This is a genomic window from Orrella daihaiensis (assembly GCF_022811525.1).
GTDB classification, from domain to species: domain Bacteria; phylum Pseudomonadota; class Gammaproteobacteria; order Burkholderiales; family Burkholderiaceae_B; genus Algicoccus; species Algicoccus daihaiensis.
In genome coordinates this window covers 1303368-1319963 of the sequence record NZ_CP063982.1, presented here as the reverse complement: position 1 = coordinate 1319963, position 16596 = coordinate 1303368, and the positions used below count along the sequence as shown (strand labels likewise).

The window sequence follows — 16596 nt, the reverse complement described above, 5'->3', positions numbered from 1 at the left end:
GAGGCCGAGGCCAACTCTGCCACTGTCATTCTGACAATCGCACGAGCCGCTTTTATTTGTTCACTTGTAATCAAATCTAAAAAGCTATATAGTTAGCTATATAGTATCGTTTTATGGGTTTGTAGACGTATGAATGATACCTCTTTTGAAAAACTTAGGGTGCTCATCGAGCACATTGAGGACGCTTATGCTCCGAATACTATCCGTGCCTACAGGAAGGACATGGAGGAGTTCATCAACTACTGCGATACAGTCGGTGCCTGTGCGTTACCGGCGCAGCCTGAGCTAATTGCAGAATTTCTGATGACCACCAGCAAGCTGGGCATCAAAACCTCCACCATCCGCCGCAAGAACTCTTCAATCAGTGCGGTTCACCGACTATCGAATTTGCCGGATCCGACCAAGCATTCTGAGGTCAAGCTCGCTCTGCGGAAAATTCACCGAGCCTTGGGCCGCCGATTTGATCAGGCATACCCGATCACACGCCCCGTCTTGGAAAAACTACTCGCTGCCTGTGCCAATGATATTCGAGGCAAACGTAACCGGGCTTTGCTACTTTTTGCTTACGACTCGATGCGACGTCGATCGGAAATTGTTTCACTGCGTATCGAAGATATCGCATGGGGCTCAGAAGGATGCGTATCCATTCTGCTCAGAAAGTCAAAGACCGATCAACTTGGCAGCGGACAGTGGATTCACTTGGGTATTGGGGCCTCTTATGCGGTCAAAGACTGGTTGGACAGCGCTCGCCTTGATGCTGGCTTTCTGTTTCGCGCCGTACTTCCATCTGGCGAGATCACGGAGGGTCTGGGTGATGGGCAAGTTGGGCGTATCCTGAAGTCCATCGGTCGAAAAGCAAAACTGAACGAAGACGTCGTGGCTGGCATCAGCGGTCATTCGATGCGGGTTGGCTCAGCGCAAGACATGCTGGTTCAAGGTGCGAGTCTGCCGCAAATCATGGTCAAGGGCGGTTGGGCGAAGACGGATACGGTCATGCGGTATGTTGAGCGGGTAAGAGTGCCGGTTTTTTCGATGGCAACTGGCGCGTAGTAGACAATCCAACACAGGGCGCAGAAAACTACAGATCCACTCTTTGGTCGCTGATGACGATGTGCGTGAGGATCAAGGGCTTTGTTGTTCGCACACGGAAGACGTTTTGAATGCTTGGCAACATAAGTGGGCCTACGATCCCTGCGTTGACCTCCTTGAGCCGATCAAACGTAACGGTCAAGACCTGCATGCCGTTGACGGTAATCTCAATTTGCGCGTTAGGTGCCGTAACGTCTACGGCAGCACCACAGATATAAAAGTTGCTCGCGTAATCAACCCGAACAAAAAATTCGGCTTCCCCTTCCAAAACGTACTGCTTCAGATTGGTGTCATACGACAAACCACGCCAAGTCACCGCGACGGGTTGGGGAGATGCATCAGACGAGTCTTGCAGGCGCCTTGCCCATTCAGCTTGCTCACGATCGATCATCATTTTTGCAATCAGGTTGGCCAAGAGATTGGGGGATTCCAATAACTCACTGGAAAAATCACCAGCGATGTACTTTCGGTATCCTCGGGCGTTCTCGGCGAGCAGGCGCCGCCAAACATCAGCCAGATCTCGCCTAATCTCCTTGCCCCATTTAGAAAACAGATGCCGACTGTTTCTGATGTCTTGATCGGTATTACGTTTTCTGGACAGGCTTACGTGATGCTGCACGACGCTTTGTGTAGCAACATTGATAGACTTGCCCATGGCGCGTAGCTTGTAGCAAAGGTCGATATCCTCTGCGCCATTCAAAAATGTTTCGTCAAATCCACCGACAGCTTCAAAATCTGCCTTGCGAGTGAGCACGCAGGCACCGGTGACTCCCACAACCTTGCGATGATGGGTATGCAAATCAGGAATTTCGTGTGAGTGACTAAACTGAGCCTCAGGAGATATTGTCACGCCGACATGATCAATGCTACCGTCCGATACCCTGCGCTGAACATTACCGACTAGACCACTATTCAGTGAGGCTGATTCGAGGACCGCGAGCATCTGTTCAAACCACCCGCCTGAAAATATGAGGTCGCTATTCAAAAGCCCCAGCACTGCACCGTCGGCTAGTCGAACCGCTGCGTTGTTGTTTGCCGCAAAACCAAGATTTGTCTCGTGCTTAAGAACTTTGACCCTGGGATCATTGAGCGAATCGAGCCAGGCCCCGGTTCCATCCGTTGAGGCATCATCAGCCAGAATGATTTCATAGCTCAAGCTGTCGGGCAGTGATGCCTGCAGCGAGGACAGCATCTTCTTACTCTCTGCCAAATGGTTGTAGAGCGGTATGACAAAGCTCACGAACAGATTGCCTGAAAAGCTTTCCCTCGCTCGACGCGCTACCAATGGACCCGAAGAACGAACAGATCTCAACTAGTCATTCCTTTTGGCTTGGTTTCCCCGCGCTTTTGCTGGCGTCGGCAGATTACAGAAGCTTTCAAGAACCAGGTCACTCATCTTTGAGATTTTTTTGCCAGTCAGCAAGCTCCAACGTTGATGCATAAGACTAACCTCCATCTTCCCGCAGGCACCCGAGACGGTAAGGCAATTTCTCGAAAATCTTTGCACAGTCTCGCGTCCACATTTTTCCGCAGCCTCGACGTTCTGTTGATGAGGTATGGGTCTATTCTCAGGCAGTCAGTTCATTAGCTCAAGGTTTTTACACCCGCCGCGAACAACACCACCGCCAACGCAATCTGTATCCATCTGCCAGATAGTTTTTGTGCCCAAAGGCTACCGAGCACAATCGCAGGCACTGAACCCATCAAAAGGTTCATCAGCATGATCCAATCCACAAGCCCTGCGATCAAGTAGCCAGTGCCGGCGACCACAGCCAACGGGATTGCGTGAACTAGGTCGGTGGCAACCAACTTATGCGGTGTCATCCGAAGTGGATATAGGTACAGCAGCATAACCGAACCCAACGCGCCCGCACCGACAGAGGTTAATGCAACACAAAGCCCCAGAACCGCCCCTGCAATCACGGTCAACATTGGCTGGGCAGCTTTGAACTTCGACGGTGCTGAGAGGCGATTGCTTTTGGCGCGAGCAAGTACAGCCGGTGCGACCAACAAACCTAGCGCGGTGATGATAATCACCAGCCCAATTGCTGTGGTGAGCCATTGCACCTTTGCTATTGGGTCACCCAATGCGACGACCAACACGACCAAAGCTGCAATGGGTAGACTCCCAGCCCACAGTCGTTTAACGATTTGCCAATCGACTTGGCCCCCCTTCTGATGAATGCGTGCTCCAACTAGTTTCGTAATCGCTGCAAACCAAAGATCAGTCGCTACGGCAGTCGTAGGTGACACACCAAAAAAAATCAGCAGTAGCGGCGTCATTAGAGCCCCAGCCCCAACCCCGGTCACTCCAACAATAAAGCCGGTGATGGCGCCGGCAACGACGTAAGGTAGGTCTATCACGAGCCCGCCCGCAAGTGCATTTCCATCAATCGAGTCGGGCAGTACACAATTGCAGTGACTTTTGCGGTGTTCAGCCGTAGCTTCAAGACCTTTCGCGTCGTTCCTAGCGCGGCGTAGCCGGACTGGCCCACGAGTTCCTGCGAGGCGGGCAAATAAAGTCTGTCACTTATCCACTTTTCGGCACGAGGGAAAAGTCTGGTCATAAGCTAACTTTAACTAGTGGGCGCCTTTCCCATATCGGGGCTTACCAGCTTTTGGAGCTGGTTATCACCGCATGCAATCTTCAAGCCGCGAATTTGCTTGCGATTTGATTGACCCTCACAATTGACGCAATTTGTTTTACAAAGACTAATTTTGAAATAAAATTGGTATTTACTCACATTATGATTTAAAAAACAACTGCAAATGCATATTGCGACACACAAGTTAAAGAGATTACATGAACACCGAGCAGCCTAACGTCGAAATTTATGGTCTTGACAAGCCCGCGGTATGGAGCACTGAGATAGCTTTTGAGCATCTGCGCAGCCTCGGCGTTTGCGACTCAAAACGCACAACTGAGCGGCATCTGCACGAGTTAGGCCTGTGGCCTCAGGAGTTGGTGGCTGATTCCGTGACTGACGAATTCGGTCAAACAGCAAACCGCTTGCTTGTGGATTGGGTGATCGAGCGTGCTCGAGCCAAGCGCAACTTGGTAGTCTTCGGGCAACTTCATCGACCACAGCAATTTCCTCATCTGACCGTGCTTCACGTCAACGATCCCCGCGGGGCACGCTACTGGCTTCCCATCCATGGCGATGTGAACCAGGCGAAGGTAATTGAAGGTCTAAAAGAAATTGCCGCGTTTGTCGGCAAATCGCTGCTGTTACTGGCTAGCGGAGATCTAGTGCCGTGGCTACTAGGTACACCGCTGCCAGCCGAAATTGAGTTCGCTGAGTCGGTCTATGCGCCCCGCTTGTCAATCGACCTGGACACCAAGCCAATAGGTGAGCTGACGCCCCATCTCAAACGCTTGGAAGCCGAGAGCACTTACATCATTCGCGAGGCTGTGGCGGAGGCAGAAAACCCTGTTTTGATGCATTCAATTGGCAAGGACAGTGCCGTCATGATGCATCTGACCAGAAAAGCTTTCTATCCGGCCTCACCGCCTTTCCCTATGTTGCATGTTGACACACGCTGGAAGTTTCGCGAAATGTACCTGTTTCGCGACAAGATCGCGCAGATCAGCGGCATGGAACTGCTCGTCTATACCAATCCGGAAGCGATCGCCAAGGAGATTAACCCTTTTGATCATGGATCGAGCCTATTTGTTGACATTACCAAAGTTGACGGTCTGAAGCAGGCGCTGGACAAATACAAATTTGACGTCATGTTTGGCGGCGCTCGCCGCGATGAAGAAAAGTCAAGAGCCAAGGAGCGGGTTTTTTCTTTCCGCAGCGCAACCCATCGGTGGGATCCCAAGCAGCAGCGTCCAGAACTTTGGAATCTCTACAACACCAGAAAAAACAAGGGCGAGAGCATCCGTGTGTTTCCTTTGTCAAACTGGACTGAGCTCGATATCTGGCAGTACATCTACCTGCAAAACATCGCTGTTGTCCCACTTTACTTCGCCAAGAAGCGTCCTGTGGTTGTACGCAACGGCATCATTTTGATGATTGATGATGATCGCTTCAGGCTTCTGCCTGGCGAGGAAATTCAAGAGAAGATGGTTCGGTTCCGAAGCCTCGGCTGCTACCCACTGACCGGCGCGATTGAATCAACAGCAGACACCTTGCCAGAGGTCATTCTTGAAGTGCTCAATGCCAAGCGGTCGGAGCGTCAGGGCCGTGTGGTAGACCATGACTCACCCCATGGCTTTGAAAAGAAGAAACAGGAGGGTCACTTCTGATGCCGCGCACTAAACAACCCACAAAACAAACAGTGACCGACTCTCAGTCTAACAAGATGAGTAATCGAAAAATTGTTCAGTCTGCCACCATTGAAGAGTTTCTCCAGCAACAACAAGGACAGGATTTGCTGCGATTTATCACCTGTGGCAGCGTCGATGATGGAAAAAGTACCCTCATCGGCCGGCTCTTGTGGGAGGCTCAGCAACTATTCGATGACCAGGTGGCAGCTCTACAGACTGACTCAAAAAAGTTCGGCACGCAAGGCGAAGAAATCGATTTCGCCCTTTTGGTGGATGGGCTTGCCGCTGAGCGGGAACAGGGAATCACGATTGATGTGGCGTACCGGTTCTTCTCTTCATCAGCCAGAAAGTTCATCGTTGCTGACACGCCAGGTCACGAGCAATACACCCGAAACATGGTGACAGGTGCATCCACCGCCGATCTTGCAATTCTTTTGGTGGATGCCAGAAACGGAATTTTGACGCAAACTCGGCGGCACGCCTTTCTGACATCACTTGTTGGAATTCGCCATGTGGTCTTGGCGATCAACAAGATGGACCTTGTTGGCTACGATGAATCCGTTTATCGCACCATTGAGTCGGAATTTGAGGGTTTTGTCCGAGACCTAAGATTTGAGTCAGTGGTAGCGATTCCCTTGAGCGCCTTAAAGGGTGACAACATCACTTCTCGCTCAAAAAACACGAATTGGTATCAGGGGCCGACTTTGGTTGGCTACCTAGATACAGTTGAGATCCAACGTCAGGTGTCAGAAGACTTTGTGTTTCCAGTACAGTGGGTGAATCGACCAAACTCAAGCTTTCGGGGGTTTGCCGGGACCGTTGCAAGCGGTAGTGTGCGTGTGGGGGACGAGGTGCGGGTGACGGCCTCTGGTCAGATCGCAACTGTCTCAGAAATTGTGACAATGGATGGGAATCGCGAAGATGCATCAGCCGACCAGGCGGTCACGTTGACGTTAGACCGCGAGATTGATGTCTCGCGTGGAGATGTTCTCACCCTGTCCCAACGGCCGTTGGAAATGACAGATCAGTTCGAGGCCACAATTGTGTGGCTTTACGATCAAGCCGGCTTGCCCGGCCGGACATATGACTTAAAACTGGCCACCCAGTGGATGCCAAGTTCGGTTTCTCACATCAAGCACAGAATCAACGTAAGCACATTCGCAAAGGAGGCTTCTGCGCAACTTAGGCTCAACGACATTGCGGTTTGTAATATCTCGACGTCTAAACCGATTGCCTGCGACACTTACGCTAAGAACCCGCAGCTGGGTAGCTTTATTCTAGTTGATCGGTTTACGAATGCCACCATCGGTGCTGGGATGATTCGTCACAGTCTCAGAAGGTCACAGAACGTCCACAAACAAGCGCTGAGCATCACCCGCGAAGATCGTGAGCGACTAAACGGTCACCCAGCTAAGGTGTTTTGGTTTACCGGACTATCGGGATCGGGGAAGTCCACTATTGCCAACGCGTTAGAGAAGGAGTTGCACCGTAGAGGCATGCGAACCTATGTTTTGGATGGTGACAATATCCGGCAGGGTCTAAACAAGGACTTGGGATTTTCTGAGGCCGACCGGGTAGAAAACATTCGCCGCATCGCTGAAGTTGCACGACTGATGCTAGATGCTGGTTTGGTGGTCATGGTTGCATTTATTTCGCCATTCAGGCAAGAGCGGGAGATGGCACGAGACCTAATTGGAAAGGATGCGTTCGTAGAGGTCTATGTAAACACACCGATTGAGGTTTGTGAATTGAGAGACCCTAAGGGACTCTACAAAAAAGCTAGAGCAGGGAAAATTCCAAATATGACAGGGATCTCAGGCACTTACGAGCCACCAGAGCAGGCTGAGTTTGTAGCAGCCCCATCAATGAGCCTAGCTGAAACAGTCACCAAATTAGCTGCAATCGCTCATGTCCAACCTTAAACTGTCAACAGCAACTAACTTTGTCCGCTTTTTGACGGAATATTTTGTCCCACAGTTAACGGGAAATAGTCTTCGGTTTAGCGGGATTCAGTAGTGAGTTCAGCCAGCATCTCCTCCTCAGTTAAGTTTTACTCTGGTTTTGGAGAGGGAGAAGCGCCGAGCAGGCCTGCTCGGCGCTTCTCCCTCAGTCGGTAACTTTCGCCTTTGATGTTTAGCGTTGTGGCGTGATGCAACAGTCGATCCAGAATGGCGGTGGCCAGTACCGGGTCGCCAAACACCTCACCCCAGTCCACAAAGCTCTTGTTGGACGTCAAGATGGTGGATGCCTTCTCGTACCGCCTTGTGATCACTCTGAAGAAGAGACTGGCATCTTCGCGCCCCATGGGCATGTAGCCAATCTCATCCAGAACCAGGACTTTGGGCTGAACCAGTGTGGTGAGCACCTTCTCGAGCTTGTTCTCCTCTCTGGCCCGTTTGAGCTTAGTGAGCATTTGATCCAGTGTCATGAAGAGCACTCTGTGACCGGCTGTGATGGCTTTGACTGCCAAGGCGATGCTCAGGTGGGTCTTGCCCACACCTGGCGGCCCGAGCAGGATCACGTTCTCTGATCGTTCTACAAACCCTAGGCCAGCAAGCTCCCTGATGACCTTCTTGTCGATTGAAGGCTGGAATGAGAAGTCGAACTGTTCAATGGTCTTGATATAGGGAAGCCGAGCCAGTGTTGTCCGCTGTTCGATCCCTTTCTGTTGTCGGTCACCCAACTCAACGTTCAAGGCTTCGGTCAAGAACTCTTTATAGTTCAGCTCCCGTTTGGCTGCCGTCTCGCAAACCGTCTCTAACCGCTCAGCCAAGGTATTCAGGCGCAATTTATCCAGAAGTGCAATCAGCTCCATCACAGCACCTCCTCGTAGACCGACAGATCACGGCGTTGAACCTTGCCGACCACTTTCTCCCAAAGCGGTTTGTGATGACTACTGTCAGTAGCCCAACCTGCCACTTTGGGACGAAGCCGATGATAAGCAACCCATTGGTCATAGCTATCAGCGACGCGCAAATCGCCCTCGAGCCCGATGTAGACACGCACAGTTTGCCCCACGAGGTGAGCCGGAACCGAGTAGCGATTGCCCCTAACGTCGATATAGGCGTCCGAGCTCACACGGCGCGGTTCGATATAGGCCGTATCAAACCGAGGTTGGCGAAGCGGGTGCAGGAAGGCTTGCTCCGTACGGAATGCATCGCAGACCACCTGTCCTGTCGTGCCGTGCACCCGCGAATCTACCTCGGTACTGAGCCAAACATGAAGGTGCTGGTTCAGATCATCAAAGCTGTCGAAGGCCTGGTAGCGGACAAAGAAGTTCTCCTTCACGTACCGCACCATGCGCTCGACCTTCCCCTTGGTCTGGGGCCTGGCTGGCTTACACGCCTTTGGCGTGAATCCGTAATGCTCACCCATATCGATAAAGCGTTGGTTAAACCGGATGTTGCCATCTTTGCCGTGACTGATAACGGCAGCCTTCTGGTTGTCAACCAACACCTCCATGGGCACGCCGTCAAAGTGCTCAAAGGCTCGGATGATCGCCTCGTAGGTGTGGTTGGCATCCAAGCTAGTGGCTGCCCAGACATGAAACCGACGGCTGTGTGTCAGTTCATTGACGCAGAAGTACGCTTTGGTACGGACGCCGCCAATCACGGTCATGAGTTCGCCCCAATCACTTTGCAGTTGGCGACCCGGGTAAGTCTCAAACCGTACCGTTGCCTTGCTTGGACGCAAGACGCGCTTGGGATGGATATAGTCCCTGACGATGGTGTAACTACCCTTGAAGCCAACCGCCTGCAGCTCACGCAGGATCACCTGGGCATTCCAGACGCGTTGCGCGCCAGCAATTCATCAATTCTCGGCTTAAACGGGTCGAGCTTGCTGCGCATCGGTCGGCCAGGCTTGCCCGTCGGCGCGCTGCCTCGCTTAAGCGCTCGGCTAACCGTCTTGGGGCTGACCTTAAGTTCGGCGGCAATGTCTTTGACATACGCGCCTTCGTTGATTCGATTCTGTATCATGAGAAAGTCTCCTCGTCGCAGCATCGGGGACCTCGTATTTGGAAGGTAAGAGAGCCAAATACGGTACCCGGCTGCGACAATGAGGGGACAAAATATTCTGCTAATTTACGGACAATAATTCAGGCAGTGACATAAACTTACAAAATAAGTGGCCACGTTCCCGCTAAGCTTACGGCCATGGCTCTATAGCTCTACTTGCCGCGCCAAGCACAAAGGGGAGAATTACCTTAGGAATAAACCTGGAGCAACTAAAAAACCTTCTTTCCACTCTGCCCATTATAAATTTGGATATCATCAAAATATCTAAATTGAATAATATCAACAATCTCGTCATTCAAGAAACTAGAGTTTGCAGGGAAACCTAACGAGTTATAGTTTTTAAAAAGCTCGTCAGCTGGAATGTCATAACTAACTTCATTGCAATCATAACGCTTCGAAGTGCTATGAGGAATGAAATCAAGAAGTGGGATATCAGGAAAATGAAGATTCCACTGATCTGTCAGTGTATCCACCAAAAATACTTCATAGTAACTTTCAAAGAAAATAAAGTCAACCTGAGGCCTCCAGTGAAGATCAAGCTGCCGAGACGGCTGATCTTTTAAAAATCTAACAAAGTCAATAAAGCTGATTGATCGATTATCGCCGATATTTTTTATCTTTCGAATTTTATCAAGAACTAATGATGCCTCAGCCTCTGGAACAGATCGAGCAAACTTATCCAAAAAAGCTGATACTAATCTTTCGAATGGATTTCTAAAGCATATTATTGGCCTCGAATTTGATGGGTATAAAGCTCTTTTATCAGCATACCTAAACTTATGCTCAGTCATGTGGGGATTTTGTTCACGTGAAATTTCTTTCGAAGCAACCCCAAGAGAATATTTCAATGTAGAACAGGCATTTTTTGGTATATAAGTAAAAAGAATATTTAATGAGGGATAGTAAAGCAAGCAACGATTAAGCAGACCGAAATCCGATGCAGGAAAAATAAGTCTCGGATGTATACAACTAGATTTATTTATTTCTTTCATGTGCGCCATCTCTCATTAGCAATATAATAGTGAATTCTAGTAAGGGGCAGTTTCAAGTGTGAAGTACAACCGTAAGCTTACGCCTCTAATAAGGATTATCGAAACAATTTGTACGACTTCGCTACCGGCTGCTTTGGACCCAATTAAAATCCCGCTAATATATGCAAAAAACTAGCTCCATTAACTCTAAATCTTGCAAATATTGACAACATAAATCACCCGAAAATCGCATGAATGATAGAATTACAGTATTATTCAGCGCGGTCCAATTGGATTTTTAAGAAGCTACCATGAAATCTTCAAAACACTCTGAAAGAAAATTTATTGGTCTAATGCAATTGATTGCATTAGAAGAAGACTAAAGAAAGATAGAGCAGGTCAAGGCATTGCAAAAGACCCTTCACTCTCTTTAATGAAATGCTCAAGACATAAAATAGAATTTCGAACTCTTTGAGGATCCAATAAATAATCTTCGCTGATATAATCGTGTTTAGACGTTATTTTGCAGCTAAGTATCATCTCATTAGCCATTGGGAAATAATATGAGTCAACAATTGAAACCCCCTTTCTTGCCGATTTTGCTGAGTAATTTAAAATATTTATTAATAGCCTTGGCCCATAAGCATGAAAATGAATCCTTCGGTCGCTGTTAATAAATTCAGCAACGCGTGCCAGATGCTTCGACCTAGATACACTACTTGGAATTTGTGTCTTGTCGACAAACTCATGCACATGCTTTATTTTATTTATTCGCAACAACTCAGGATCTCGATGTTCATCAATAAAATGCCTTACAGAGAACAATTGTCGATTGTAATCAAATTCTGACGTCAGACAGTTCGGAACGACCAGAAACAAGTTTCCACCAACCTTTGTAACACGCAGACATTCGAGAAGTCCCTGAATGGGATCTTCCAGATGCTCTAAGACGTGAGACGCACCGACACTATCGTATTTATCGTCTTCAGCAGGAATATTATCCATCGAACCCACCAAGTCAACTCTCACCTTGTCGGCATTGACATTGAAGTGGGACGCTATCACTTCGGCTGATGCGTAATCTAAAAAATCTACGGTATCACCCTTATTTTCAAGCGGAACTACTCCTGGACCAATCTCTAAAACTTTACCGATGAGACACTCTCTAGAAAATTTGAACCTAACATTCAGTCGATACTTCTTTGCTTTGAGCAAGTATGTTGACTGACACCCAGGCAAGGCCATAATCATTCGAAAAAAATGGTTTTTTCTCCTTAGATCGTAATTAGGCTTAGATGAAATCAAAAGTGACAATTTTCAACTCCCAACGTAAGTTATCGCATGCGGTACTCTTTGGTGCTGGTCACACCGGCAGCTGAGAAGGCTAGCGCTTCTGTTTAGCCAAATTTAGCAGCATCTCATAGCAAGCTTAAAATCAACTTGCCAGCAGCCGCTGCAAATCTAATTTGTAAACAGGGTTATTCAGCACTGACAAATTAGTTTAAAGGTGAATTTTTAAAAACGCATACCAAGTTACCTGCACGCTACACTTTTTGGCCTATGTCACTAGACTGTAGCAGCATAAATCAAACAAACCAGCAGTAGTTTGTTTTAGCTGTGCTCATCAAGAAACTAGTAGATTTGCACTGACACATTAACAAGTATAAAAAGGAATGAATTTGCTGACAATTGGAACGATACCATCAAATTACAAAATATTGTTTGTTAAGCCAAGGATACCCGCAAAAATCCAGTTACTGATAACTATTTTTTAATATTCACATTTTCTATACTACTATAAATAACAGGTGAATGAAATCTGAGCTCAATAAGCGAATTAAAGTAGGCAACCTCTCAATGCCCCCACCCTGAAAGCTCCTTAAACATACGCACACCAGCACTGTGGCCTTCTAGTGTAGCTCTGAATAATTTCAAAACTTTTCTTTCGTCTACTAAATTCGCTGGCTCGTCGGATTTTGCTAGCTCTTCAATGACTCTTGACTGAATCGAACATTCAATAGATGGTCTATCAAGATCTAACCGATACCCAAAGTATTTAAAGAAATAGAAAGATTCCGTCTTGGCTCTTTCGTATTCTCCCACCTCGTCAAAATCGTGGCTGTGGAAAACTAGTGCTCTATCTACATAGACCTTTTCAAAACCCTGAATTAAGATCTCATCAGCCCAAAACTGATCTTCACCAAACTGCACGTCTGGATACGGAATTTTTTCCCAAATTGATTTTCGCAAAGCAGAATTGTTATCTGAAAAAAAATGCATTGCCTGCCTGATGCTTATATCACATGAATAAAAATATTTTTCGATGCCCGCGATTTTTACATTAGAATTAGATTTTAACTTGTCGAAGTGTAAATTAAGGGAACGTTTTAAATGAGCTGAATGCTCAGGATACGCCTCATGTCGCCCAAAACACCCGGCAATATTTTTATTTCTCTCAAAGGGCGCAACTAAGTATTTAAGCCAATCGGGGCTCACGGGTAATGCATCCTGTGTTAAGAAGGCTACATACTCTGATTTCGCGAGCGCCACCCCTAGGTTTCTTGTGCGACCATGTTGAAAATCGTCTTTTCGTATTGAAACGAGCGTAAAATCGAAATGCTCTTGGCACCACTGAATTGACCCATCGGATGATCCACTGTCGATTATTATTAACTCTAATGGACCCATTATGTTTTGTGACAGTACCTTTGATACAACTAATTGCAATAATTTCCCGCCATTAAGTGTGGGTATAACAACAGTCACAGCAGGACAAGCATTGCGCTGCCGACTAATAATCCTATAGGACTGATTCAAGTAGAATTCTGTTGTAGTTGTTTTAAAATTTTTCTGATTTGCACTCTTTCCTAGTTCCTCAGAAATGAAATTGCGCACTATTTCAAAAGACTTGTCCCAATTAGTCGCCGAAACCCACCTGTACGCATTAGTCGCTTGTATGCTTCTTTTTTTAGGATCTGAGAGAAGCTTTTGAATTTCTTTTGCAATTTCAATTGGATCAGGCGCCACAAAACTAACCACTTCAGGTGGATAAATTGCCCTTGTGCTTTCGCTATCTATTTCCACAACGGGTAGCTTGCACGCCATCATTTCTTGCGGCACTAACGCGTAGTTTGTTGTTGAGAAGGTTACTCCAAGGTCGCAAGACCTGTAGAGTTCCCCGAGCTCTTTCGAGCTTAAAATCCCGTTATCAAATGCTACGATGCTCGTCGGAACTGAGACGCTTCCTTCAATATCCCCAAATAGTTCGAGACATATTTGATAGTCATCTGATTTCAGCAAGCTCAGTCCTTCCATTGCAAGTGCAACAGCTCGGCGATCAGTTCTAGCTCTTGCATAAACCGCAATTCGAAATATCTTCGAGTGGGAAGATATAGACTCTTCTGTATTGTTTTCGTTATGATCAGCTTGCTCAGCAACAGTATGGCATGGAAAATAGTATTCCGGATCATACGACAACGGGAAGCAAACTGAAGTTCGGCCGTACTTAGTTCTCATAAGATTATCTAGCCAGCTACCCGCACATATTGTTTTTAAAGATTTTTTATATGTAAATTCAGCCTTTAACGAGTTTGCTCCTTTTGGATAAAAGTAGGGCTCAAAATCTTGTACTAGATAGAATTTTTCATGAAATCCATTGTGCAGCGCGACAAAATCAACTGTATCCCAGCTTGTCGCAACTACTGCGTCACCAAAAGCGAACGCATAATGCCCATCTAAAGGTCGCACACAGGAATTAAGTACTTGGTAGTTTGATGAAATGCTATTCTTTGGTCCTAGAGGATGTCTGCTAGGATCAAAATCTTTTATCCAAATAACACATGAAAAATCATATTTTTCTAAATGCTTAATCAATCGAAAAATTGTCATGTGCCCACCACCACCTTTTGTAAAATCAGGCACAACAAAGTGTATGACTGGTTTGCCAACATTAGTTTGTTTTCGACAGCTTCTTGCCGAGTACTCTCTTATTAGGCATAGTAATCTATCATTGTTATTCGGTACATATTTTTTTGAAGCTGGTACATCATCATATTTTGCTTTTCTTTTTAACTTATTTTCACAACCTAAGGTTAGATTTATACTGTAATTCGCAGAAATCACATCCATCATAATGGGAAATTGCTCTGGCCATCTAGTGAACAAGTAAAGTGGATTGAGACCTGGAATCTTGGTCCAAGGATATATGCTCCAAAATATATCATTCTTAAACAATGAATTCGGTTCTCTATTTGGCTCATTCAATCCGAAATTTATATAATGCAAAAACGGATCGGTTTTTCCTGCACCGATGTCCTCATGGACACAACAATAATGTGACCCGTCGAAATACGGCCTAATAAATTTTCTGGTTATTTCTTTTTTTAATGGAAGAATGTCAATATAATTGAAGCCCTCTCTTAAGTAGGATTCATATTTTTTTAGAATAATTCCTTTATTTTTTTTCGTTGGCTCTATTCCCCAATAATCACCGAGAATTCGCCACGGAAGCCAGTAATCCGATAAGTCACCGGTTGATTTTGATGAAACTTCTCTTATAAAACGGCGAGTGATATCACTTTCTTTTTCAAGGAACGCTAACTGCGGCGTTTGTTTCAGCTTCTGCTCTACATATCTCTTCAAACTATTGGGATAATCAGATTCAAGTATCAACCTCCCATAACCCGCTGCCTCTTTGAGATCATTGCTGTTTATCGAATGTTGGAACGATTTGTATATCTTTTTAACGTTAATTCCATTTTTATTTTCTATATTTTTACTATTCATTTTTTAAATGTGCTGTGAAATTTTTATTGAAATTATGAAGAACGTGTAAGAGTGCCTGCCTGTTTGTCTTGACCTGACCTTGTGCCAACGTAGTGAACCGTAAATATATTTTTCGCCAAATCGATACCGTCTGTTAGGTTTGTCATGGAACTTACCTTTTGAGATAACAGATGAGTTTTCATTAACCCCATCTTGGCACTCTGTTGCTTGACTCAACAATATGGCGTCTCCTCCTGACAGGGGGAGTCGATTTAATTCATTTGGTAGACAGATATCACTTTCAACAATAATCGCCAAAACCTAGCCATTCGTAAACTTCGACTTCCTTATTTTTATCTCATAACAGGACTGGAAATCCCGATTTTTAACTTATTCACTAATCCAGTAAGCCTATGGTGCCACGCATTTTCCTATAAATGAGGAATTTGAAACTCAGATTTTCTAACAAACAACGACATCTTGATTGCCTTGGTTCCTTGCTCTAAATAATTTTAGAATTTTAAAATTCGCCTTCTCCAACATAACCTCTATAGCCCCATCAGCATAAACTGTATGCCCCCAATTGTCAGTTGTATTTGAGTCTTCTGCAGCGTAATTTATAGGCAGAAACCACCACCCTTCTTTACATAACGTTGTGCGAATTCTATTTATCACCTCTAATTTGCGTCTTTTATTTTTCTCAAGCCAATCACAATGACTATTCCCGCAAAATGTGAACAGAAACCATCCTTTGGGGCGCAAAATCCTATTTACTTCAATAAACCAATCTGTAGCAACGCTGGGTGAATGATGACTCCAGATTGAGATTGCAGTAACCCCAGAAAAAAAGTGATCTGGATATGGAAGAGGAGGAGATGTTGAACTTAGATTAAAAGTTACATTTGGAATATTTGCTTCAGCCCAATCAATTGCAGATTTAATAACGTCGCATCCGAAAAGATGCGAATCATCGTAAGTTCTAAGAACTCTTAATAGAGAACCACTTGAACAGCCAATATCCAGCAACGTTTCAGATTGGAGATCAATTTTACTCACTGTTAGACAGTCTATTACTAAATTTGCAGAGTAAAAATCGCCCACCCAAAGTGGGTCTGCCCGCTGCATTCGGTGTATGTTATCTGGAGGCACCTTTGTTGTGATTTTTGTTCTACGTTCAAATTCGATTGGATTGGCACTTGCCCATTCTTTGACCAACTGACCAGATGGCCTATTTCGAAAGTCTAAAATCTTTAATTGACTAAGTAATTTATCTGTCACAGGAGTATTAAATTTCATCACAAACGCTTATCGGTTGAGTGTCAGTCGGATATTACCGATTTGTTAAAAGAATAAAAAGTGAGCTTCTTCCACGTCTGCCGTAACAGGTTGCTTAAATGGGGAAGTATTTGTAGTGCTTCTCACTTTGCCAGCCATTCATAGTTTCAAACTTACAGTCAGGAAGCTATAAGCCGTGCACGTACCG

10 protein-coding genes and 1 pseudogene are annotated in these 16596 nt (G+C 46.0%); 3 read left to right on the top strand and 8 right to left on the bottom strand.

Going from position 1 to position 16596, the window contains the following annotated elements; translation table 11 throughout:
* Positions 1-129: 129 nt before the first annotated feature.
* Complete coding sequence (locus DHf2319_RS06065) at positions 130-1050, top strand: site-specific integrase (RefSeq protein ID WP_243479898.1); 921 nt, start codon at positions 130-132, stop codon at positions 1048-1050.
* 28 nt (positions 1051-1078) lie between these two features.
* Here DHf2319_RS06065 and DHf2319_RS06060 read toward each other — a convergent pair whose 3' ends face one another.
* The gene (locus tag DHf2319_RS06060) at positions 1079-2329 is read right to left on the bottom strand and encodes a glycosyltransferase family 2 protein (protein ID WP_243479897.1); all 1251 of its coding nucleotides are present in this window, start codon (positions 2327-2329) and stop codon (positions 1079-1081) included.
* Positions 2330-2673: 344 nt separating this feature from the next.
* Positions 2674-3453 carry a sulfite exporter TauE/SafE family protein gene (locus tag DHf2319_RS06055; RefSeq protein ID WP_243479896.1) on the bottom strand — a complete coding sequence of 260 codons (780 nt, stop codon included), beginning with the start codon at positions 3451-3453 and terminating at the stop codon, positions 2674-2676.
* A 991-nt stretch (positions 3454-4444) separates the two neighbouring features.
* Between DHf2319_RS06055 and cysD the strand changes: the two genes are divergently transcribed.
* Both cysD and cysN read left to right on the top strand, forming a co-directional pair.
* Entirely contained in the window at positions 4445-5341 is an 897-nt protein-coding gene (cysD, locus tag DHf2319_RS06050; protein WP_243480031.1) for a sulfate adenylyltransferase subunit CysD, read from the top strand.
* 56 nt (positions 5342-5397) lie between these two features.
* Positions 5398-7284: a sulfate adenylyltransferase subunit CysN gene (gene cysN / locus DHf2319_RS06045; protein WP_243479895.1), complete on the top strand. Its 1887-nt coding sequence runs from the start codon at positions 5398-5400 to the stop codon at positions 7282-7284.
* Between the two features lie 128 nt (positions 7285-7412).
* Here the strand turns inward: cysN and istB are convergent, their stop codons facing one another.
* From istB to DHf2319_RS06015, 6 genes and pseudogenes are all read right to left on the bottom strand, one after another.
* Complete coding sequence (gene istB / locus DHf2319_RS06040; protein WP_243479894.1) at positions 7413-8180, bottom strand: IS21-like element helper ATPase IstB; 768 nt, start codon at positions 8178-8180, stop codon at positions 7413-7415.
* Positions 8177-9363: pseudogene (gene istA / locus DHf2319_RS06035) on the bottom strand (IS21 family transposase). Before istA ends, istB begins: the two are co-directional and overlap by 4 nt.
* A gap of 224 nt (positions 9364-9587) precedes the next feature.
* Positions 9588-10370 carry a sulfotransferase family 2 domain-containing protein gene (locus DHf2319_RS06030; protein ID WP_243479893.1) on the bottom strand — a complete coding sequence of 261 codons (783 nt, stop codon included), beginning with the start codon at positions 10368-10370 and terminating at the stop codon, positions 9588-9590.
* Between the two features lie 378 nt (positions 10371-10748).
* Positions 10749-11594, bottom strand: a complete 846-nt coding sequence (locus DHf2319_RS06025; protein ID WP_243479892.1) for a class I SAM-dependent methyltransferase — start codon at positions 11592-11594, stop codon at positions 10749-10751.
* A 609-nt stretch (positions 11595-12203) separates the two neighbouring features.
* Positions 12204-15134: a glycosyltransferase gene (locus tag DHf2319_RS06020; protein ID WP_243479891.1), complete on the bottom strand. Its 2931-nt coding sequence runs from the start codon at positions 15132-15134 to the stop codon at positions 12204-12206.
* A 441-nt stretch (positions 15135-15575) separates the two neighbouring features.
* The gene (locus DHf2319_RS06015; RefSeq protein ID WP_243479890.1) at positions 15576-16409 is read right to left on the bottom strand and encodes a class I SAM-dependent methyltransferase; all 834 of its coding nucleotides are present in this window, start codon (positions 16407-16409) and stop codon (positions 15576-15578) included.
* Between the last annotated feature and the right edge of the window lie 187 nt (positions 16410-16596).

Bases quoted from the DNA above. Each gene is read 5' to 3' on its own strand.
- DHf2319_RS06065 (WP_243479898.1), top strand. From the start codon at position 130: ATGAATGATACCTCTTTTGAAAAACTTAGGGTGCTCATCGAGCACATT.
- cysN (WP_243479895.1), top strand. From the start codon at position 5,398: ATGAGTAATCGAAAAATTGTTCAGTCTGCCACCATTGAAGAGTTTCTC.
- DHf2319_RS06030 (WP_243479893.1), bottom strand. From the start codon at position 10,370: ATGAAAGAAATAAATAAATCTAGTTGTATACATCCGAGACTTATTTTT.
- DHf2319_RS06025 (WP_243479892.1), bottom strand. From the start codon at position 11,594: ATGGCCTTGCCTGGGTGTCAGTCAACATACTTGCTCAAAGCAAAGAAG.
- DHf2319_RS06020 (WP_243479891.1), bottom strand. From the start codon at position 15,134: ATGAATAGTAAAAATATAGAAAATAAAAATGGAATTAACGTTAAAAAG.
- DHf2319_RS06015 (WP_243479890.1), bottom strand. From the start codon at position 16,409: ATGAAATTTAATACTCCTGTGACAGATAAATTACTTAGTCAATTAAAG.